Source organism: Streptomyces sp. OZ13, assembly GCF_052068155.1.
Lineage (GTDB): Bacteria > Actinomycetota > Actinomycetes > Streptomycetales > Streptomycetaceae > Streptomyces.
The window spans coordinates 241,530-261,926 of sequence record NZ_JBQHCZ010000007.1; the positions used below are offsets into that span (position 1 = coordinate 241,530).

Genomic DNA, 20,397 nt, shown 5'->3' on the forward strand with positions numbered 1-20,397 from the left:
CCCTCAACTGCCTGGGGTTACGGGGGAACTGGGCGCCGTCCGGCCGCACTTTGTGCGGTGGGCGGGCCCGCGCGGGGGGCGGTGGCGCCGGAACCACGCGCGGCCGTGCGCCCCGGAACCTGGCCGGCTCCGGGGCACACGGCTCGGCAATGCCGGCAGAGGGGTGCCGACGAGCCGCGGGTCTTACAGGCCGGCGACGAGACCGGTGACCGGGCCGGTGATGGCCGCGGTGTTGATGCCGGTGGCACCCTCGACGACGCCCGTCACGGTGGCGACGGTGCCGGAGACCGGGGCGATGCTGTCAAGGGCGGCGGTGGCGTTGCTCACCGTGGCGCTGTGGAGACCGCCGGCGATGTTGTCCAGCTCGGAGTCGGCGATCTCCTGGGTGGGGACGAAGCTCATGAGAAGTTCCCTTCGGATGGATATTTCGATATTGCAGCGCCCGGCACGAAAAAGAGCGGTACCGGCCGCCTGGCGGGCGTGGGGGGATTCCCGGATCCGGGAACCCTTCTTCGAATCCCGCGGTGCGAAGGATCAAAGCACGTAAGGCCGTTGAGCAGCCAATCACGCCAAGCGGATTGCCAGCGAGAACGGCACCTAATTACCGCCGCGTGGACGTCCCTACATGAATTGACGCCATCTCCTTCACGAGATCGCCAGATTCGCGCGCCGGGTACTCGGCCGGTCATCCCGCAGAGAACTGGACATTCCCGCACAGACACAGATAGTCGCAGGTCAGGACGGAGGCAGGACGAGGGACCGGAATCGGGAGACGGTGTGCCGCCTGAGCATTCGGTGTGCAGATTCATTGAAGGAGGAGGTTTTTTGACGGCACCTCACAATGCCTTCACACCGAGGCGGGGCGGGGCCGCAGAACAGCGGGAGGCCCCACCCCGCGATCGAGTTACCGCGTAATTGCGGAGAGTTGCGCCGGGTGTTGTTCAGGCGCTGTCCGGCGCCGATTTGGGCGCAGGGGCGGTGATTTGCGCGTGCAGCGCCGCGGCATAGGCCTCGTCCGGATCGAGCCGGCGCAGTTCCTCCGCGACGAGCTCCGCGGTGCTGCGTACTTTCAGCGCGAGGACACGGGAGGGCTGCCCCGGGATGCTGAGCCGGGCGACGGGCCCCTCCGGGCGGTCGATGTGGATCTCTCCGTCGGCGGTGCGGAGCCGGACCGCGGTGACGACCGGCCCGTCGGTGACGACCTGCTCGACCGGCACCTTCAGCCGGTCGGCGAACCAGCGGGCGAGCAGCTCGGCGCTGGGGTTGTCGGCCTCGCTCTCGACCACCGCGGAGACGACCTCGGCACGGGCCTGGTCCAGCGCGGCAGCGAGCATGGAACGCCACGGGGTGAGCCTGGTCCAGGCGAGGTCGGTGTCACCCGGCTCGTATCCGGACGCGCGGGCGTCGAGCTCCTCGATCGGGCGCTCCACGGCGTACGCGTCGGTGATGCGCCGCTGCGCGAGGGCGCCCAGCGGGTCCTTGGCGGGGACCGGCGGGGCGTCCACCGGCCACCAGACGACGACGGGCGCGTCGGGCAGCAGCAGCGGCAGCACCACCGAGTCCGCTCGATGGGTGAGTTCGCCGTGCAGCCGCAGCAGCACCGTCTCGCCGGCTCCGGCGTCGCTGCCGAGGCGCACCTCGGCGTCGAGGCGGGTGTCGTGGCGGTCGCGCGGCGAGCGGGCGTGGCGCTTGATGACGACGAGGGTGCGGGAGGGGTGTTCGCGGGAGGCGTCGCCCGCCGCCTTGATGGCGTCGTAGGCGTTCTCCTCGTCGGTGACGATGACCAGGGTGAGCACCATGCCGACGGCGGGGGTGCCGATGGCGCGGCGGCCCCGGACGAGCGCCTTGTTGATCTTGCCGGCCGTGGTGTCGGTGAGGTCGATCTTCATGGCCTTCGCCAGCTCCGTCCGTCTCGTGCGAGCATGTCGTCCGCTTCGGCGGGCCCCCAGGTGCCGGCCGGGTACTGCGCCGGCTTTCCGCTGCGGTCCCAGAACTCCTCGACGGGGTCGAGGATCCGCCAGGACTCCTCCACCTCCTCCGTGCGCGGGAAGAGGTTGGCGTCCCCCAGCAGCACGTCGAGGATGAGGCGCTCGTACGCCTCGGGGCTGGACTCGGTGAACGACTCTCCGTAGGCGAAGTCCATCGTCACGTCGCGCAGCTCCATCGATGTACCCGGCACCTTGGAGCCGAACCGCACGGTCACGCCCTCGTCCGGCTGGACGCGGATGACCAGGGCGTTCTGGCCGAGCTCCTCGGTCGCCATGGAGTCGAACGGCGAGTGCGGGGCACGCTGGAAGACGACCGCGATCTCGGTGACGCGCCGGCCGAGCCGCTTGCCGGTGCGCAGATAGAAGGGGACGCCCGCCCACCTGCGGTTGTCGATCTCCAGCTTGATCGCGGCGTACGTGTCGGTCCTGGAGTCGGGGGCGATGCCCTCCTCCTGGAGGTAGCCGACGACCTTCTCGCCGCCCTGCCAGCCCGCCGCGTACTGCGCGCGCACGGTCGACCGGGCCAGGTCCGCCGGGAGCTTGACGGCCTTGAAGACCTTGAGCTTCTCGGTGACGAGGGACGCGGCGTCGAAGGAGGCGGGCTCCTCCATCGCGGTCAGCGCCAGCAGCTGGAGGAGGTGGTTCTGGATCACGTCACGGGCGGCGCCGATGCCGTCGTAGTAGCCGGCCCGGCCGCCGATGCCGATGTCCTCGGCCATCGTGATCTGCACATGGTCGACGTACGACCGGTTCCAGATCGGCTCGAAAAGGGAGTTGGCGAACCGCAGCGCCAGGATGTTCTGAACGGTCTCCTTGCCCAGATAGTGGTCGATGCGGAAGACCTCGTCGGGTGCGAACACCTCGTGCACGATCTCGTTGAGTTCGCAGGCGCTCGCCAGATCGTGGCCGAACGGCTTCTCGATGACCGCACGCCGCCAGGAGCCCTCGGGTGCGTCGGACAGGCCGTGGTCCTTGAGCTGCTGGACGACCTCGGGGAAGAACTTCGGCGGCACGGAGAGGTAGAAGGCGAAGTTGCCGCCGGTGCCCTGGGCCCTGTCGAGGTCGTCGACGGTCGACCTGAGGTGCTCGAATGCGGCGTCGTCGCCGAAGTCGCCCTGGACGAACCGCATTCCCTCCGAAAGCTGCCGCCACACCTCCTCGCGGAACGGCGTACGGGCGTGGTCCCTGACGGCCTGGTGCACCACCTCGGCGAAGTCCTGGTCCTGCCATTCCCGGCGGGCGAAGCCGACGAGCGAGAAGCCCGGAGGCAGCAGCCCGCGGTTGGCCAGGTCGTAGATCGCCGGCATCAGCTTTCTGCGCGACAGGTCCCCGGTCACGCCGAAGATGACCAGTCCGGAGGGGCCTGCGATACGGGGCAGCCGCCTGTCCAGCGGGTCCCTCAGCGGATTGACCCAGCCGCCGTCCGGCGGCCTCTGCCGGGTCCGCTGCCGCGAGCTCTCCTGCGACCTGTTCTGTGACATGGGGTCAGGCCTCCCTGCGCCTACGGCGTTCGGATGCGTCGCTTCCGAGCATCGCATCTCCCGCTGATCTTGCCGGGGCTCACACACCCGTCGGTGCGACTTCCGTGCAGGGGGATTGACCCACCGATTTGCCAGGCCCTAGGTTCCACAGAAAATTGCGGAGCTACTTTCGAAAGTTTCGAAAACGCCCTCCCGGGCTCTCCGGAAGGCTCCGCCCCACCGAAGGGGAACATCCGTGCTCAAGGTGACCCGTGCCCTGGCGATCAGCGCCGCAACGGCAGGACTTCTCGCCACCTTCACGCTGCCCGCCGCCTCCGCGGCCGCCGCGGCCGGCGCCGCGGCCGGCGCCGCGGGCGCCGGCGAGGAGACCGTGGCGCCCTCGAAGGGCTCCGCGGGCGACCCGACCCTCGGCGCCCTCGGCAAAAGGGCCGGACTGCGGATCGGCACGGCCGTCGACACCTCCGCCCTCGCCGAAGACAGCACCTACCGCGAGACGGTGGCCCGCGAGTTCTCGTCGGTCACCGCGGAGAACGTGATGAAGTGGCAGCTCACCGAACCCGAGCGCGGCAAGCACGACTGGGCCGCCGCGGACGGGCTCGTCGACTTCGCCCGCTCCCACAAGCAACTGGTGCGCGGCCACACGCTCGTCTGGCACAACCAGCTCCCCGCCTGGGTGACCGAGGGCTCCTTCACGCCCGAGGAACTCAGGGAGATCCTGCGCCGCCACGTCACCGAGGAGGTACGCCACTTCAAGGGCCGGATCTGGCAGTGGGACGTCGTCAACGAGGCGTTCAACGACGACGGGACACTGCGCGACAGCATCTGGCTGCGCAACCTGGGCCCCGGCTACATCGCCGACGCCTTCCGCTGGGCCCACCGGGCCGACCCGGGCGCGAAGCTCTACATCAACGACTACAACATCGAGGGCGTCAACGCGAAGAGCACCGCCCTGTACGAGCTGGTGAAGCAGCTGCGCCGGGAGGGCGTGCCGGTCCACGGCGTCGGCCTCCAGGGCCACTTCGCCGTCCAGTACGGCTTCCCCGGGGACGTCGCGGCCAACCTGAAGCGGTTCGACGACCTCGGCATGGAGAGCGCGATCACCGAGGCCGACGTCCGGATGCCGATGCCCGCCGACAACATCAAGCTCCAGGCGCAGGCGCGCGGTTACAGCGTGCTGCTGGGCGCCTGCCTCGTCACCCGGCGCTGCACCGACTTCACGGTCTGGGGCTTCACCGACAAGTACTCGTGGGTGCCCAGCACCTTCGAGGGCGAGGGCGCGGCCAACGTCCTCGACGAGAACTACGCGGCGAAGCCGGCGCTCGACGCCCTCCGCCAGGACCTGACCCTCGCCGGCCGCCGTCGCTGAGAACCCGGTACGAGAAGACATTCGCCAAGGAAAGGGCAGCATGGAACGGCATTCTCCGGGCGGCGCGAGCCGCAGAACGGTACTGGGACTCGGCCTCGGACTGACCGCCCTGGCCACTCCCCTCGGCTCGGCCCTGCTGGCCCCCGGCGCGGCATGGGCCGCGCCGGGCGGCGGCACGAGCCGGGCGACGGACCCCGGCTCGTACATCTCCTTCGCACCGGAACCGGGCGGCTTCCCGCTGGTCCGGGCGGGCAGAGCGGTTCCCGTCGTGGTGAGCTCCGCCGACCACGAAGGCGTCGTCCGCGTCGTGGGCGATCTGCGGGACGACATCGAACGGGTCACCGGTGTGCGGCCGGCGCTGCTCCAGGACGGCGTCCCGCGGCAGCGGGAGGTCACGATCGTCGGCACCATCGGCCGCAGTCCGTTGATCGACGGGCTGATCGCGGCCGGAAAGCTCGATGTGCGCGGCGTCGAAGGCAAGTGGGAGACGTCGCTGCAGACGGTCGTCGAACAACCGATGCCCGGCGTCGACCGCGCCTTCGTGATCGCGGGCAGCGACCAGCGGGGCACGATCTTCGGCGCGTACGACGTCTCCCGCGGCATCGGGGTCTCCCCCTGGTACTGGTGGGACGACGTCGCGCCGCGCCACCGCGACGCGCTGTACGTGCGGCGCGGCAGGCACACCCAGGGCACCCCGGCGGTGAAGTACCGGGGCATCTTCATCAACGACGAGAACCCGGCGCTGGGCACCTGGGCGCCCGCCTTCTTCGGCCCGGGCAAGGCCCCCGGTTTCGAGGGCGGTTTCAACGCGGCCTTCTACGCCAAGGTCTTCGAGGTGATGCTCCGGCTCAAGGCCAACTACCTGTGGCCGGCCGTCTGGGGCCGGGCGTTCGCCGAGGACGACCCGCTGAACCACGCCACGGCCAAGGCGTACGGCATCGTGATGGGCACCTCGCACGAGGCGCCGATGATGCGCGGCATCGAGGAGTGGAACCGGCACGCCGTCCCCGCGGTGCGCGACCAGGACGGCAACATCACCACACCCGGTCACGACCCCTACGGCGGCACCGGCGAGTGGTCCTTCCGGCGCAACAAGGAGGCCGTCAAGGCGTACTGGGCCGACGGGGTCCGCCGGATGAAGGACGAGGACTTCGAGGGCGTCATCACCCTCGGTATGCGGGGCAACGGTGACACCAGCCTGCCCGACGGCGACGCCATCGACCTGATGAGCGAGATCATCGCCACCCAGCGCACCATCATCACCGAGATCACCGGCAAGGACCCGGCGGCACTGCCGCAGGTGTGGACGCTTTACAAGGAGGTGCAGCGCTACTGGGACCGCGGGCTCCGGGTCCCCGACGACGTGACAGTCGTGCTCACGGACGACAACTGGGGCAACGTCCGCAAGGTGCCCTCGCTCTCCACCGACGCCCGCGACGGCGGCTACGGCCTCTACTACCACTTCGACTATGTGGGCGTTGGCCGCAACTACAAGTGGGTCGACACCACCACGCTGCCCAACATGTGGGATCAGCTCAGCCAGTCCTTCGCGTACGGCAACGACCGGCTGTGGGTCACCAACGTCGGCGATCTGAAGGGCAACGAACTGCCCACGCAGTTCTTCATGGACTACGCGTGGAACCCGCGCCGCTGGGAGCTGGACCGGCTCCCCGAGTGGGAACTGGGCTACGCCCGGCAGAACTTCGGCGAACGGGAGGCCGCCGCGATCGCCGCCGTGCTGGACCGCTACGCCCGGCTCCAGTCCCGGCGCAAGCCCGAACTGCTCAACCGCAGGATCACCCTGGACCCGGCCAAGGACCTCACGACGGACGACAGCGCCGTCGTCCACGACGACGAGGCCACCCCCTTCAGCCTCACCGACTACCGGGAGCTGGAGCGGGCCACGGAGGACTGGCGGCAGCTGGCCCGGGAGGCACGGGAGATCGGCCGCCGGATACCGGCCGCCGGCCAGGACGCCTGGTACCAGCTCGTCGGCTACGAGGTCGAGGCCACCGCCAACGTGTACGCGCTGCGCGAGGCCGAGTTCACCAACCTCCACTACGCGGCCCAGGGCCGGGCTCTCACCAACGAACTGGCGGCCCGGGCGGAGGCCCGGCTCGCCGACGACTTCGCGCTCTCCGACCGGTTCAACAACGAGGTCGCGGGCGGCAAGTGGCGCGGCTTCCAGACCCAGCCGCACATCGGCTACGGCGATGTCGCACGCTACGGGCCCAACGCGCCGTGGCAGCAGCCGGAGCTGAACCACGTCGCGCTGCCCGACGAGATCTTCCCCGCCGTCAAGCGCATCGAGCTGCCCGAGCGTCCGGAGATGGGCGTGGCGGTCGACGGCAGCGCGGCATGGTGGCCGAACGAGGAGCGGACGCCGGCCACACTGCCGGTCTTCAGCCCGTACCAGAGCCAGCCGGCCCAGTACATCGAGGTCTTCAACCGGGGTGGCGGGTCCTTCAACTACGAGGTCCGCACCGGCGCCCCGTGGCTCAGCGCCGACCGGCCGCGCGGCCGGGTCGGGACACAGCAGCGGGTGACCCTGCGCGTCGACTGGTCCAGGGCGCCCAAGGGCACCACCCGGCTGCCGGTGGACGTCCGCGGCCCGGACGGCCGCACGGTGCGTGTCGAAGCGGTGATCGACAATCCGCGCGTGTCCCGTGCGCGGCTGTCCGGCTTCATCGAGGCGAACGGCTACGTCTCCATCGAGGCCGAGCACTACGCGAAGGCCGTGGGCAGCAGTTCTGTGACCTGGCAGCGCATCCCGGGCATCGGCCGCACCGGCGGCGGCATGGAGCCGTTCCCGGTGACGGCGGCGCGCCGCACCCCGGGTGACGGTCCTCATCTCCAGTACGAGCTGACCCTGTTCACCACCGGCCGGGTCACCGTGTGGGCGTACCTCTCGCCCCGCAACAACGTGCTGGCGACGGACGGGCTGAAGTACGCGGTGTCCTTCGACGACGACCGGCCGCGGACGGTGAACATCACGAAGGCCACCGGGTCCGACGACGGCACGATGAACCGCCGGTGGGCGCGCACCACTTCCGACAACGTCAACCTCACCGGCACCGAGCACCGGATCGGCCGTGCGGGCCGGCATGTGCTCCGGTTCTGGATGGTCGACCCGACGGTGGTGCTGCAGAAGCTGGTCGTCGACACCGGCGGTCTGCGGCCCAGCTATCTCGGGCCGCCGGAGAGCATGCGGCTGCGCTGAGGAACAGGAGATCCCCGGGAGCGGTCCGCTCCCGGGGATCTCGTGTGCGGTGCTCGGGGTCAGCCGTCGACCGGTTCGACGACGGTGTCGGGGTGCAGCACGCGGTCGTGGCCCACTGTGCGCTCCGGGCCGGTCAGGCGCAGCCGCATCGTGTGCCGGGCGTCGCCGGGCGCGCTGGACGTCGCGAACCGCAGCTCGAGGTCGCCCGGTTCGACGATCCGGCGCCCGGCGACGCCCGTGAAGGACGCCAGGTCGGCGTGGAAGCGGAAACGGACCTGCGCCGCCCGCCCCGCCGCGAGCTCCACCCTGGCGTAGCCGATCAGCCGGACCTGCGGCCGGGTGGTCTGGGCGACCGGGTCGTGCAGATAGAGCTGGACGACCTCGGCGCCGTCGCGGTCGCCGGTGTTGCGCACCACCACGCCGATGTCGGCCGACCCGTCGGTGGGGAGTTCCGCGGGAGCGGGCGGCCCGGCCTCCCACTGGAAGGTCGTGTAGGAGAGTCCGTGCCCGAACGGGAACAGCGGTGTGGGGTCGAGGTTGCTCACCCCGCCCGCCAGTCCGAGCGGCGGCTGGAGGTACGTCCAGGGCTGGCCGCCAGGCCCGTACGGCACCCCGACCGGCAGCCGGCCGGACGGGTTGACGCGCCCGGAAAGCACCCCGGCCAGGGCGGGTCCGCCCTCCTCGCCGGGGAAGAAGGCCTGCACCACGGCCGCGAGCCGGTCCGCCCAGCGGCCGAGCGCGTACGGACGGCCCGTCACCAGCACGGCCACCACGGGGACGCCGGTGGCCACCAGGGCGTCCAGCAGCTCGGCCTGGACGCCGGGCAGGGAGAGGTCCGCGGCGTCGCAGCCCTCGCCGGAGGTGCCGCGGCCGAAGAGTCCGGCGCGGTCGCCCAGCACGGCCACGCATACGTCGGCGTCCTGGGCGAGACGCACCGCCTCGGCGATGCCGGAGGTGTCGGGCCCGTCGACGTCGCAGCCGGCGGCGTGGCGGACCGCGGCACCGGGGAACTCGTCGGTCAGCGACGCCAGCACGGTCGGGATGTCCACGCCGAGGGGAATCCCGGGGTGCGAGACGCCGACGTGGCTTGGGAAGGAGTAGCAGCCGAGCATGGCCAGCGGGTCGTCGGCACGGGGTCCGACGACCGCGATCCGCGCGGTGTCGCGGAGCGGCAGTACGCCGGCGTCGTTGGCGAGCAGCACGCAGGACTGCTCGGCGACGAGACGGGCGGTCTCCCGGTTGCCGGGCGGGTCGAGGTCGACGGTGCCGCGCAAGGTCTCCGCTTCGCCGTCCGATCCCCGCAGCACGCCGTCCGATCCCTGGAGCACCGGGGGCAGCGGGGACCAGTCGGGGTCGAGCAGGCCCAGTTCGCACTTCTGGAGCAGGACCCGGCGCAGCGCGCGGTCGACGAGCGCCTCCGGCACCAGCCCGTCCCTCACCGCTTCGACGAGCGCGTCGCCGTAGGCGCGGACGGTCGGCAGTTCGACGTCGACACCGGCGGTCAGCGCGAGCCGTGCGGCGTCGCCGCGCCCGGCGGCGACCTTGTGGAGGGTCTCGAGGAAGCCGATGCCGAAGTAGTCCGCGACGACCGTGCCGTCGAAGCCCCAGGTCTCCCGGAGGAGTTCGGTCAGCAGCCGGGCGTCCGCCGCGGCGGGCACTCCGTCGATCTCGGCGTAGGAGTGCATCACGGAGCGGGCGCCGCCCTCCCGCAGGGCCATCTCGAACGGCGGGAGGATGACGTCCGCGAGTTCGCGCGCGCCGGCGCGGACGGGGGCGAGGTTGCGGGCGCCGGCGGATGCCGAGTAGCCGGCGAAGTGCTTGAGGGTGGCGATGATCCCGGTGGACTGGAGCCCCTGCACGTAGGCGGTGCCGAGGGTCGCGACGAGGTACGGGTCCTCGCCGATCGTCTCCTCCACCCGGCCCCAGCGCAGGTCGCGGACGACGTCGAGGACGGGGGCGAGTCCCTGGTGCACGCCCACGGCGCGCATGTCCTCGCCGATGCGGCGCGCCATCCCGGCGACCAGGTCGGGGTCGAAGGTGGCGCCCCAGGCCAGCGGTACGGGGTAGGCGGTGGCGGACCAGGCGGTGAAGCCGGCCAGGCACTCCTCGTGGGTGAGCGCCGGGATGCCGAAGCGGTTCGCGTCGGCGATCTCCCGCTGCGCGCGGGCCAGTGCCACCGCGCCGGTCGCCGGGTCGACGGGAGCGGTGCCGAAGGGCCGGGTGAGCTGGCCGAGGCCGCGGCTGATGAGGCTGTCCCAGTCGACCGGGTCGACCATGTCGTTCTGGTGGGGGGCCACACCGTCGCCGTCGCCGTCGGCGCCCACCCACACGCCGTAGAGCTGGGCCGTCTTCTCCTCGAGGGTCATTCTGCCCATGAGGTCGTCGACCCGTTCTGCGTCACTGAGCGAGGGGTCGCGCCAGGGGCCTTCGGCGTCGGGGAGCGCGGTGGGCGCGTCCGGGGCATGCGGAATTGCCATCGGGCAGGGGTTCCTCTCGGTGGTGGCAAATGTGCGGGCTGGGTGGCGGGTTACTTGCCGCCGACGCCCATCAGGCCGTTGACAAGGGCGCGCCTGGCGAAGAGATAAACCGTGAAGATGGGGATCACGGAGAGCACGACGGCCGCGAGCAGGGCGGGGACGTTGAGCCCGAACTGGCCCATGAAGTTGAACAGGCCGAGGGTCAGCACACGCTGTTCCTCGGACTGGGTGAGGATCAGCGGGAACAGGAAGCCGTTCCACGCCTGCAGTGCCGAGAAGATCGCGACGGTGCTGATACCGGCCCGCGACATGGGCACCGCGAGCTGCCACAGCATGCGCAGCGGCGTGGCGCCGTCCAGCCCCATCGCCTCGTACAGCTCCTCCGAGATGTCACGGAGGGTCGAGGTGAGCACCAGCACGGCGACCGGCATCGAGAACGCGGCGGTCGGCAGGATCACCGCTGCCAGCGAGTCGTACAGGCCCATCTCTGCGATGAGGAGGTACAGCGGCACGACGACGGCCTGGGCCGGGATGGCCACGCCGAGCAGGAAGGTCCGGAAGGCCATCGAAGACAGCCTGCTCCTGGTGCGCACGGCCACGTAGGCGAGCGGGACGGAGAGCGCCAGCACGATGGCGACCGTGGCGACGGCCACGACGGCGGTGTTGGCCAGCAGGGTGAAGAAGCCGCTGCTGAGCACGGTGTTGTAGTTCTCGAGCGTGGGATCGGTCGGGAGGGCCAGCGGGTTGCCGCTGAGCGCCTGGTCCTGCCGGGTCAGTGAGGAGGAGAGCAAGGTGTAGAGCGGCACGAGCACGATGACGAGCCAGGCCAGTGCTCCCAGGCCGACGAGCGGGTTGCCCTTCGGCCGGCGGCGGGTCCTGCGCACGGTCCTTGCGGTGTTCAGCTGTGCGGACACGCCGGTCACATTCCTTCCCTGGTGGAGCGCATGGACCCGAATCCGCTGAACTTCACCATCAGCAGGGACAGGGCGGTCGCCACCACGACGAGCGCCGTGGCGATGGCGCTGGCATAGCCGAGGTCGTAGCTCTGGAAACCGGTGCGGTACATCAGATAGGGCACGATCGTGGTGTCGGTGCCGGGTCCGCCCTTGGTCATGATGAGCACGGTGTCGAAGTACGTCAGCGATCCGACGATCATCAGCACCGACGACGTGGTGATGGTGTTGCGCAGCTGGGGCAGGGTGATCGAGAAGAACTGCCGGACCGGTCCCGCCCCGTCGATCGAGGCCGCCTGGTAGAGCACCTGCGGGATCTGCCGGGTGCCGCCCTGGTAGATCAGGGTGTGGAACGGCATGAACTGCCAGCCGCCGACGAAGGCCACGGTGAGCAGCGCTCCGGTGGACGAGCCCAGGATGTTGGGGTCGATCCCGAACCAGGGCCCGATCTCCTTGATCACACCGAAGTTGGGGTCGAGGAGCGTGTGGAAGAGCACCGCGATCGCCGTGGTGGACAGCAGCAGGGGGACGAAGAAGATCGCGGAGAGCACTGCGCGGTTGCGCTGCCTGCCTGCCGCCCATACGCCCAGCATCAGCGCGATGGGCGTCTGGAAGGCCCAGCTGATGACGGTCAGCAGCAGGCTGAGCCAGCCGGCCTGGCGGAATTCCGGATCCTTGAACAGCCGCGTCCAGTTGTCGAGTCCGACGGGCGTCGGTGCGGTTAGTCCGTCCCAGGAGCAGAAGGACAGATAGACGGCCAGCGCCATCGGCACGATTGCGAAGAGCCCGAAGAAGAGGATGCCGGGCAGTGCCCAGGTGACGGAGGGACGGCCGAAGCCCTGGCCCGCCGCAGTGCGGCGGCCGCGCTTCGTGGCGGCCGCCGCTCTGCTCCGCTGCTTCTCGAGCGGTGTGGAAACTTCTGTCATGTTACTTGAGCGCCTTCAGGGCCTCGACGAACTGCTCCGGCGTGGACTTGCCTGCGAACAGCTTGTTGATCTCGGTGAGCATCGGGGTGGCCTTGCTCGCCTCCAGCGCCTGGTCCCAGGAGAGCGTGAAGCTCGGGGCCAGCTGGACCATCTTGTACTGGAACTCGGCGAACCCGGGGTTGGGCGAAGTCTGGAGCATCTGCGAGGCGTTGGCGGTGGTGGGGATGTCGCCGTTGTCGACGAGGGCCTTCGAGTACTCCTTGGAGGCCATCGTCTTCAGGAAGTCGATGGCGGCGTCCTTGTGCTTGGTGCGGGCGTTGACCGACCAGTAGTTGGTGGGGTTGCCCACGACGTTGCCCGGGTCACCGGTGCCGCCGGCCACGGTCGGGAACGCGGTCCAGCCGAGGTCCTTCTTGGCGAAGTCGGGGGCCTTGCCAAGCTGGGTGGAGTACTCCCACGAGCCCATCAGGTGCATCGCGGCCTTGCCCTGGGCGAAGAGCGCGGGGGCGCCGCCGTTGGAGTAGGAGACCGAGTTGAAGTTCTTGCCGAAGGCGCCGTCGTCGATCAGCTGCCGGGTCGTCTGCGCGGCCTTGAGGACCGCAGGGTCGCCCCAGGCGGAGGAGTCACCGTTCTGGATCTTCTTGAAGACCTCGGGGCCGCCGATGCGGTCGAGCAGGTACTCGAGCCACATGAGCTGGGTCCAGGCGTCGGTGCCGCCGAGCGCGAACGGCGTGATCTTCTTCGCCTTGAAGGTGTTGATGGCCTTCTGCAGGTCGTCCCAGGTCTTCGGCGGCTGGAGGTTGTTCTCGGCGAACAGGGTCTTGTTGTAGAAGAGCATCACCGGCTGCATGCCGCGCATGGGTACGCCGTAGACCTTGCCGTCGAGGCTGCCCGCTTCGACGATGGACGGCAGGAACCCGCTCCGCAGGGTCTCGTCCTTCTGGAAGTGCGCGGAGAGGTCGACGAGCTGGCCGGCTTCCACGTACGGCTTGATGGAGCCGCCGCCCCAGTTGAAGAAGACGTCCGGGGCGTTGGGCGAGCCCATGGCGGTGCGGAGCTTGTTGACGTACTCGGCGCCGGGGACCGAGACCAGCTTGACCTTGACGTCCGACGTCTTGTTGAACTCGTCGACCGCCGCCTGCTGAACCTTCACCGCGTCGTCGCCGTAGACGTAGGCGGTGATGGTGCTGTTCGCGGCCCCGGTGCCGCTGCCGGAGCCGCAGCCGGCGAGGACCGCGGCCATCGCCGTCGCGGCGAGCGCCGCGGTCCATCTGGCCGTACCCGTACCTCTGCGGAGAAAGCCCGACCCCATAACTGCCCCTCATCGAATGTTTCGAATTGCTTGGCGAATGTTGCCGGAACGGTACGAGTGCGTTTCCGGCGCGTCAAGAGGTCCCGCGAAAGCTTTCCGCGATCAGCGGTCAGAGCTTGTGCACAGCGTGCGGCGGGCTACGATCCCTGCATGAGACCCGCAGACGTCCAGTCCCGACCGGAGGATCCGTCCTCGGACGAAACTGTCGAGGGCGGTGCCACACTGGCCGAGATCGCCCGCGCGGCCGGCGTGTCGGCTCCGACAGTTTCGAAAGTCCTGAACGGGCGAGCCGATGTCGCCGCCGCCACCCGCACCCGGGTGGAGGAGCTGCTGCGCCGCCACGGCTACCGCCGGCGGCGCGGCGCCTCGCAGCAGTCCCGGATGATCGACCTCGTCTTCCACGAGCTGGAGAGCTCCTGGGCCATGGAGGTCATCCGAGGGGTGGAGAACGTGGCGCGGGAAGAGGGCCTGTCCCTGGTCCTCTCGGAGAGCGCCGGGCGGCTCATGCCCGGCCAGACGTGGGTGGACGGTGTCCTCGCCCGTCGCCCCGCCGGGGTGATCCTGGTCCTCTCCGACCTCGACCCGGCCCAGCGCGCCCAGCTGACCAGCCGCGACATCCCGTTCGTCGTGGTGGACCCGGCCGGCGACCCTGGTGACGAGGTGCCCTCGGTCGGCGCCACCAACTGGCAGGGCGGCCTCGCCGCCACCCGGCATCTGCTCGAGCTCGGCCACCGCCGGATCGGCGTGATCGGCGGCCCCTCGCGGATGATGTGCAGCCGCGCCCGCATCGACGGCTACCGCTCGGCGCTGGAGAGCGCCGGCGTGCCGGTCGACGCCGAGCTGGTACGGGAGGGCGACTTCCACCACGAGGCCGGCCACGCCGCCGGTCTCGAACTGCTGCGGCTGCCGCAGCCGCCGACCGCCGTGTTCACCGGCAACGACCTTCAGGCCCTCGGTCTCTACGAGGCCGCCCGGGAGCTCGGGGTCCGGATCCCGGAAGACCTGAGCATCGTGGGCTTCGACGATCTGCCGCTGGCGCGCTGGGTGGGCCCGCCGCTCACCACCGTGCGGCAGCCGCTGACGGAGATGGCCGAGGCCGCCGCACGGCTCGTGCTGGACCTCGGTCGCGGCCGGCGGCCGGCCGCGACCCGGATCGACCTGGCGACCAGCCTGGTGGTTCGCAACAGCACCGCTCCGCCCGCCGCCTGACCGGGGACGACCGGTCAGGCACTCTTGTCGACCGCCGGATTTCCGCGAACAGTACGTGTCATGGCGACAGTTGTACTGGTGGGCACGCTGGACACCAAGGGTGTGGAGTACGGCTGGCTGCGTGAACGACTGCTGGCCGCCGGGGTCGAGGTGCTGGTGGTCGACGCCGGCGTGGTGGGCGAGCCGCGGATCGAGGCCGACGTGCCGCGTTCCGAAGTGGCCCGCGCGGCCGGCGCCGACCTGGCCGGACTACGGGCGGCCGCGGACCGCGGCACGGCCGTGACGGCCATGGCCCGCGGGGCCGCCGCGAGCGTGCTGCGCCTGTACGACGAGGGCCGGCTGCACGCCGTCCTCGCGGTGGGCGGCAGCGGCGGAACGTCGATCGCGACCACGGCGATGAGGGAACTGCCGCTGGGAGTACCGAAGTTGATGGTCTCCTCGATGGCCGCCGGTGATGTGTCGCCCTATGTCGGGGCGTCCGACATCACCATGATGTACAGCATCGTGGACATCGCCGGCGTGAACAGCGTCCTGGCCCCGGTGCTGGCGAACGCCGCGCACGCGGCGGCCGGCATGGCGAAAGGTTTCGAAGCACACCGAAAGGCGCTGCTCCCCACGGAGCTCGCCGCGGGCGGCAGGCCACTCATAGCCGCGAGCATGGCGGGGGTGACGACCGCGGGCGTCGACGCCGCCCGCGAACGGCTGACCGGACTGGGCTACGAGGTGCTGGTGTTCCACGTCAGCGGAGCCGGCGGCCGGACGCTGGAGTCGCTGGCCGGGCAGGGTCTGTTCGCGGGCGTACTGGACCTGACCCTCAGCGAGCTCGCCGACGACCTCGTCGGCGGGATCCTCACCGCCGGACCGGACCGACTGACCGCCGCCGGACGCCGGGGCACGCCCCAGGTGGTGAGCCTGGGCGCCCTCGACATGGTGAAGTTCGGTCCGCCCGACACCGTCCCCCGACATCTGCGCGGACGCGATGTGCAGGTGCACAACCCGTCGATCACCGTGGTCCGCACGACGGCGGAGGAGTGTGCCGAGCTCGGCCGCCGCGTCGCCGCCAAGCTGCGGGAGGCGACCGGTCCGGCCGAGGTGTGCGTACCGCTGCGGGGCCTGTCGACGCTCGGCGCGCCGGGCGGCCCGTACCACGATCCGGCCCTGGACGAGGCGCTGTTCGCCGCCCTGCGCGACGGTCTGTCCGGCAGCGCCGTCGAAGTGGTCGAGTACGACACGGACATCAACAGCCCGGCATTCGGCCGGGCCGCGGCGGACCGCCTGCACCGCCTGATCACCGCGGGCGGGGCGACGGCCGGCCGCGCCTGACACGTGCGGCACACGGCACGGCGGGGGCGGGGCTCAGCGGGCGGTGAGCAGCACCCACACCTGGCCGGGGGCGAAGTCGAGCCGCTCACCGGACGCGTCGGTGAAGACGGTGTCCCCGTCCGCACTCGCCCGCTGCCAGCGGGCGTCGTAGGCGCGTCCGTCGCGCAGCACCAGCGCCGTGCCCGAGCCGACCGTCTCGGTGTACGGCGACACGCTGCCGCCACGGTCGCGGAACTTGGAGGGCCGGACCTCCGTGTGCTGCACGACGACCGTCGAGGGTTCGAGCCGTCCCCCGTCCGTGGTCCGCGCGGCGGACCCGTCCATCGCCACCAGCCACCGCTTCCGCTCCGGTGACCAGCTGAAGGTGTACCGGGCCGCTGGATAGCGCACGGTGTGCTCCTCGAGCGGTCGGCCGCCGCCGGGAGCGGCGCCGAAGCGCATGCCGATGTCCGACGCGTCACTCACGTCGCGGGCGGCGGCGAGGGCGCGTTCGGGCCGCACATAGAGGTTGTGCGGCGCGGGGCGGTCGCCGGAACGGACGAAAGCGTCGGGCGCCTCCCCCTGCGGCAGCGCGGCGACGGGTGCGGACTCGATCAGCGGCCGCAGCGCCGACTGGGCGCCGGAGTACACGAGCGCGGGCCTGCCGAACTGCCGCAGCAGCTCCAGGTCGGACTCCCGCGCGCTGCGCACCGGGCCGATCCGCGGCGGCAGGGTGGAGGAGAAGACGGCCAGTATCCGGCTGAGTCCCGACTCGACCTGCTCGACGTAGACGATGTCGGCAGCCCCGAGCCCCGTGTGCGGGCGGGCCGGCCGGACGTTGTCGATCTTCACGGCGAGCACCGGTCCCTGCTTGGCCGGCAGCCCGGTGAAGTACGACGTCCCGCGCGCGGCGGACGAGGTGGAGGTCTCCTCCGGGCCGGGCTCCGGGCCGGTGCATCCGTAGAGCGACACGGTGAGGGCGACAGCGGTCAGCGTGGCGGCCACGGCGCGTCTCCGTACCGGCCGGCCACGGCCGTCGTCCTTGCGTCCCCGTCTGCGTCTCGCGTTCATCGGCCACGCTCCCCGTGGGTCAAGTGGACCACGTCAGGCGGCGCGCGGACAGTCCCGCGGCGCCGGTTCCGCTCAGGGCAGCAGCTGCTCCGTCCAGATGGTCTTGCCTGCGGCCGTGTTCCTGCTCCCCCACCGGTGCGCCAGTTGGGCGATCAGGAAAAGCCCGCGTCCGCCCTCGTCGGTCAGCCGTGCCCGGCGAAGATGAGGCTGGGTCTCGCTCGGATCGGAGACCTCGCACACCAGCCGCTGGTCCCTGATGAGCCGCACCCTCACCGGGCCGCCGGCGTAGCGGATCGCGTTGGTCAGGAGTTCGCTGACGATCAGCTCGGTGGTGAACACCAGCTCGTCGAGCCCCCATACGGTGAGCCGCTCGGTCACCAGCGCCCGCGCGTCGGACACGATCCGCACGTCGGCCGGGAACTCCCAGGCGACGACGGACCCTTCGGGCGACACGGACACCCGCGCGAGCAGCAGCGCCGCGTCGTCGTCCGGGGGGTGCGCCAGGAAGGGGACCAGCATGTCCCGCGCGATCTCGGGCACGGCGGCCGCGCCGCCCGTGCCCCGGACCTCCCGCAGGTGGTCGATCACGTGTCCGGCGCCGGACCCGGGCGCGTCGGAGAGCGATCCGGCGGTGAAGGCCAGCAGATCGCCGGGGGAGAGCGCCACCTCCACCGGTTCGAAGGGCGCGCCCTCGAGCCCGAGCGCCGGACCGGGAAGCATGTCGACGGGGCCGGTCTCCCCGGACGACCGGGCCAGCACCGGCGCCGCGTGTCCCGCGCTGGCCATCAGTGCGCGGGCGGTGACCGGGTCGTAGACGGCGTACAGGCAGGTGGCGCCACGGACGGTCCCCTCGGGCTCGCCCGGCTGCTCGTCGTCGGCGAGCCGTACCACCAGGTCGTCCAGATGAGTGAGGAGTTCGTCGGGCGGCGGGTCCAGGTCGGCGAGGGTGCGCACCGCCGTGCGCAGACTGCCCATCGCGGCAGCGGCGTTGAGCCCGCGACCCCGCAGGTTCCCGACCACGAACGCCACCCGGCTCGAGGACAGGGTGATGACGTCGAACCAGCTGCCGCCCGTGCCGGCCAGTGTCCTGCCGGGCACATAGACGCCGGCGGTCTCCGCCGCGGTCACTTTGAGCACCGGACGCGGCAGCAGACTGCGCTGGAGGCTCTCCGCCGTACGGCGCTCGCGGGTGTAGCGGCGGGCGTTGTCGATGGCGAGGGCCGCGCGGGAGCAGATGTCCTCGGCGACCGCGGCGTCCCGCGCGTCGAACGACGCCCGCTCGCGCGAACGCCACACCGACACCGCGCCGAGGACGTGGCCGCGTGCCTGCAGCGGCACGACCATGTACGAGGCGGCGCCCGGCGCCAGCACCAGCCTCCGGCGTTCCGGGTCCCCGGCGATCCTGGGCAGCAGTTCGTCGAGGTCGGGCACGATGACGGCGGAACCCCCGCGCAGCCGGTCGCTCTCGTAGGCCTTGACCCGGATGACGGAGCCCTGCGGATACAGCTGGTCCGGCCATTCGCCGCCACCCGCGACGGCGGAGACCCGGCGCAGCGGAGCACCGGTGACGAACTCCCCGGGCTCCTCGCCGACGAGCAGGGCCTCCGTGATGTCCACGCAGGCCAGGTCGGCGAAGGCGGGCACCAGCAGGTCGGCGAGCACCTGCGTGTTGCGGCCGACATCCAGGGAGCGGCCCAGCGCGGAGGCCGCGGTGGCCACCAGCGACGAGCGGCTCCGTTCCCGTTCCTGCTCGGTGACGTCCGTGAACGTCACGGCGAGACCACGGGCCACGCCGTCCCGGCCGGCCATGCGCAGGGCCGACAGGGAGACGATCCGTTCGCGTTCGGGGGCCTGGCTCAACCGGGCCGTGGTGACGAAGTCGATCAGCGGCTCCCCCGTGGCCACGACCCGGTGCAGGCGTTCCTCCACGGCGGCCGCGTCCTCCGGCACCAGCAGCTCGCCGAGTCGGCGGCCGGCGAGCAGGGTGGAGGGGCGCGGGTCGCTCGGCAATGAGATGCCTCTGATGAGCCGCAGCTCGCTGTCGTAGACGGCGAGACCGATGCCGCTCTGCGAGAAGAGTGCCCGGAGCAGCGCGTCGTTCTCCTCCCGCCGGTCGGCGACGGCGGCGGGCACGAGCCGGATCAGATACCGGGCGGCCAGAGGGCCGTCCACCGGAAGCAGGTCGAGCTGCACCCGGCGGGAACCGTCGGCGTGCAGCAGTGCCGTCCGCACCGAGCGCGAGTCGTCGGCGGGGTCGTGGTCCCGGAGCGCGGACCAGACACCGGGGTCCGTCAGCAGTTCCTCGATCGTGCGGCCCTGAAGTTCACCGGCGGACAGGCCGGTCAACTCCACCGCGCCGCCGGTGCAGGCGAGCACCCGGCCGACGTGATCGAGTACGAGCAGGGCCGAGTCCTCCGGCCGCCCGGACCCGGTGTTCACGATGTGGCCGCTGGTGCTCACGCGTCGATCACTCCCAGATGGCGCTCCCGAGCTCCCTGTGCTGTACCGCAGGTGCGGCAGGCGTACGGACCCCGCGCCTTCATTGAACTCCACACCGTCGGGGGCCGCCCGTCGGCGACCGGAATCGAATGTGACATCGAAGAATGCTCTGTCCTATGATCGTCGGCACGGCATCGCGTGTCGGTCACCGACCGGGTGAGGCATGGAGGTGCCCGTGAGTTTGCCTTACGGAGGCATTCCACAGTGTCAGTAGAGCTGAACCACACCATTGTTCTGGCCCGGGACAACCGGGAGTCCGCCGAATTCCTCGCCCGCATCCTGGGGCTCGAGACCGGCCCGGAGTGGGGACCGTTCGTCCCCCTCACCCTGAGCAACAACGTCACACTGGACTTCGTGACCGTCGACCACGAAGTCCCGTTGCAGCACTATGCGTTCCTGATCTCCGAGGAAGAGTTCGACCAGGTCTTCCGGCGCATCCAGGACGCGGGCATCACCTACTTCGCCGATCCGCACGGAAAACGGCCCGGCGAGATCAACCACAACGACGGTGGTCGCGGCATGTACTTCCACGACCCGGCCGGCCATGGCATGGAGGTCATCACCCGGCCGTACGGCAGCGGCGGCAGCTGACC

The 20,397-nt window shown here is 70.9% G+C and carries 14 protein-coding genes; 5 read left to right on the forward strand and 9 right to left on the reverse strand.

The window, feature by feature from the left end:
* Positions 1-183: 183 nt before the first annotated feature.
* The 3 genes from ACTMTU_RS18970 to zwf form a co-directional block, all read right to left on the reverse strand.
* Positions 184-402: a hypothetical protein gene (locus tag ACTMTU_RS18970; RefSeq protein ID WP_037775423.1), complete on the reverse strand. Its 219-nt coding sequence runs from the start codon at positions 400-402 to the stop codon at positions 184-186.
* 539 nt (positions 403-941) lie between these two features.
* On the reverse strand, positions 942-1,889 hold the full coding sequence (gene opcA, locus ACTMTU_RS18975) for a glucose-6-phosphate dehydrogenase assembly protein OpcA (RefSeq protein ID WP_441264658.1): 948 nt from the start codon (positions 1,887-1,889) through the stop codon (positions 942-944).
* A complete protein-coding gene (gene zwf / locus ACTMTU_RS18980; RefSeq protein ID WP_441264659.1) occupies positions 1,886-3,469 on the reverse strand; it encodes a glucose-6-phosphate dehydrogenase in 1,584 nt (527 codons plus the stop codon). Before zwf ends, opcA begins: the two co-directional genes overlap by 4 nt.
* A 235-nt stretch (positions 3,470-3,704) precedes the next feature.
* Between zwf and ACTMTU_RS18985 the strand changes: the two genes are divergently transcribed.
* The gene (locus tag ACTMTU_RS18985; protein WP_441264660.1) at positions 3,705-4,835 is read left to right on the forward strand and encodes an endo-1,4-beta-xylanase; all 1,131 of its coding nucleotides are present in this window, start codon (positions 3,705-3,707) and stop codon (positions 4,833-4,835) included.
* A 40-nt stretch (positions 4,836-4,875) separates the two neighbouring features.
* Complete coding sequence (locus tag ACTMTU_RS18990) at positions 4,876-8,055, forward strand: glycosyl hydrolase 115 family protein (protein ID WP_441264661.1); 3,180 nt, start codon at positions 4,876-4,878, stop codon at positions 8,053-8,055.
* A 59-nt stretch (positions 8,056-8,114) separates the two neighbouring features.
* Here ACTMTU_RS18990 and ACTMTU_RS18995 read toward each other — a convergent pair whose 3' ends face one another.
* From ACTMTU_RS18995 to ACTMTU_RS19010, 4 genes are read right to left on the reverse strand one after another with little or no spacing between them, the layout of a single operon-like run.
* On the reverse strand, positions 8,115-10,532 hold the full coding sequence (locus tag ACTMTU_RS18995; RefSeq protein WP_441264662.1) for a glycoside hydrolase family 3 N-terminal domain-containing protein: 2,418 nt from the start codon (positions 10,530-10,532) through the stop codon (positions 8,115-8,117).
* 50 nt (positions 10,533-10,582) lie between these two features.
* Complete coding sequence (locus ACTMTU_RS19000; RefSeq protein ID WP_441264663.1) at positions 10,583-11,446, reverse strand: carbohydrate ABC transporter permease; 864 nt, start codon at positions 11,444-11,446, stop codon at positions 10,583-10,585.
* A gap of 5 nt (positions 11,447-11,451) precedes the next feature.
* A complete protein-coding gene (locus ACTMTU_RS19005; protein ID WP_441264664.1) occupies positions 11,452-12,411 on the reverse strand; it encodes a carbohydrate ABC transporter permease in 960 nt (319 codons plus the stop codon).
* Position 12,412: 1 nt separating this feature from the next.
* A complete protein-coding gene (locus ACTMTU_RS19010; RefSeq protein WP_441264716.1) occupies positions 12,413-13,654 on the reverse strand; it encodes an ABC transporter substrate-binding protein in 1,242 nt (413 codons plus the stop codon).
* A 219-nt stretch (positions 13,655-13,873) separates the two neighbouring features.
* Here ACTMTU_RS19010 and ACTMTU_RS19015 point away from each other — a divergent pair, with 219 nt between their 5' ends.
* Positions 13,874-14,932 (forward strand): LacI family DNA-binding transcriptional regulator, encoded by a 1,059-nt coding sequence (locus ACTMTU_RS19015; protein WP_441264665.1) that lies wholly within the window; start codon positions 13,874-13,876, stop codon positions 14,930-14,932.
* Between the two features lie 60 nt (positions 14,933-14,992).
* Positions 14,993-16,255, forward strand: coding sequence for a Tm-1-like ATP-binding domain-containing protein (locus ACTMTU_RS19020; protein WP_441264666.1), 1,263 nt, complete (start codon positions 14,993-14,995; stop codon positions 16,253-16,255).
* A 33-nt stretch (positions 16,256-16,288) separates the two neighbouring features.
* On the opposite strand, the gene ACTMTU_RS19025 is transcribed toward ACTMTU_RS19020, so the two are convergent.
* Complete coding sequence (locus tag ACTMTU_RS19025; protein WP_441264667.1) at positions 16,289-17,305, reverse strand: DUF3048 domain-containing protein; 1,017 nt, start codon at positions 17,303-17,305, stop codon at positions 16,289-16,291.
* A 72-nt stretch (positions 17,306-17,377) separates the two neighbouring features.
* Entirely contained in the window at positions 17,378-19,765 is a 2,388-nt protein-coding gene (locus tag ACTMTU_RS19030; RefSeq protein WP_441264668.1) for a SpoIIE family protein phosphatase, read from the reverse strand.
* 243 nt (positions 19,766-20,008) lie between these two features.
* Between ACTMTU_RS19030 and ACTMTU_RS19035 the strand changes: the two genes are divergently transcribed.
* Complete coding sequence (locus tag ACTMTU_RS19035; RefSeq protein WP_441264669.1) at positions 20,009-20,395, forward strand: VOC family protein; 387 nt, start codon at positions 20,009-20,011, stop codon at positions 20,393-20,395.
* Positions 20,396-20,397: the final 2 nt, after the last annotated feature.

Coding starts and splice junctions, on each gene's coding strand:
- opcA (WP_441264658.1), bottom strand. CDS start 1,889: ATGAAGATCGACCTCACCGACACCACGGCCGGCAAGATCAACAAGGCG.
- ACTMTU_RS19025 (WP_441264667.1), bottom strand. CDS start 17,305: ATGAACGCGAGACGCAGACGGGGACGCAAGGACGACGGCCGTGGCCGG.
- ACTMTU_RS18990 (WP_441264661.1), top strand. CDS start 4,876: ATGGAACGGCATTCTCCGGGCGGCGCGAGCCGCAGAACGGTACTGGGA.
- ACTMTU_RS18995 (WP_441264662.1), bottom strand. CDS start 10,532: ATGGCAATTCCGCATGCCCCGGACGCGCCCACCGCGCTCCCCGACGCC.
- ACTMTU_RS19020 (WP_441264666.1), top strand. CDS start 14,993: ATGGCGACAGTTGTACTGGTGGGCACGCTGGACACCAAGGGTGTGGAG.
- ACTMTU_RS19015 (WP_441264665.1), top strand. CDS start 13,874: ATGAGACCCGCAGACGTCCAGTCCCGACCGGAGGATCCGTCCTCGGAC.
- ACTMTU_RS19010 (WP_441264716.1), bottom strand. CDS start 13,654: ATGGCCGCGGTCCTCGCCGGCTGCGGCTCCGGCAGCGGCACCGGGGCC.
- ACTMTU_RS18970 (WP_037775423.1), bottom strand. CDS start 402: ATGAGCTTCGTCCCCACCCAGGAGATCGCCGACTCCGAGCTGGACAAC.
- ACTMTU_RS19005 (WP_441264664.1), bottom strand. CDS start 12,411: ATGACAGAAGTTTCCACACCGCTCGAGAAGCAGCGGAGCAGAGCGGCG.
- zwf (WP_441264659.1), bottom strand. CDS start 3,469: ATGTCACAGAACAGGTCGCAGGAGAGCTCGCGGCAGCGGACCCGGCAG.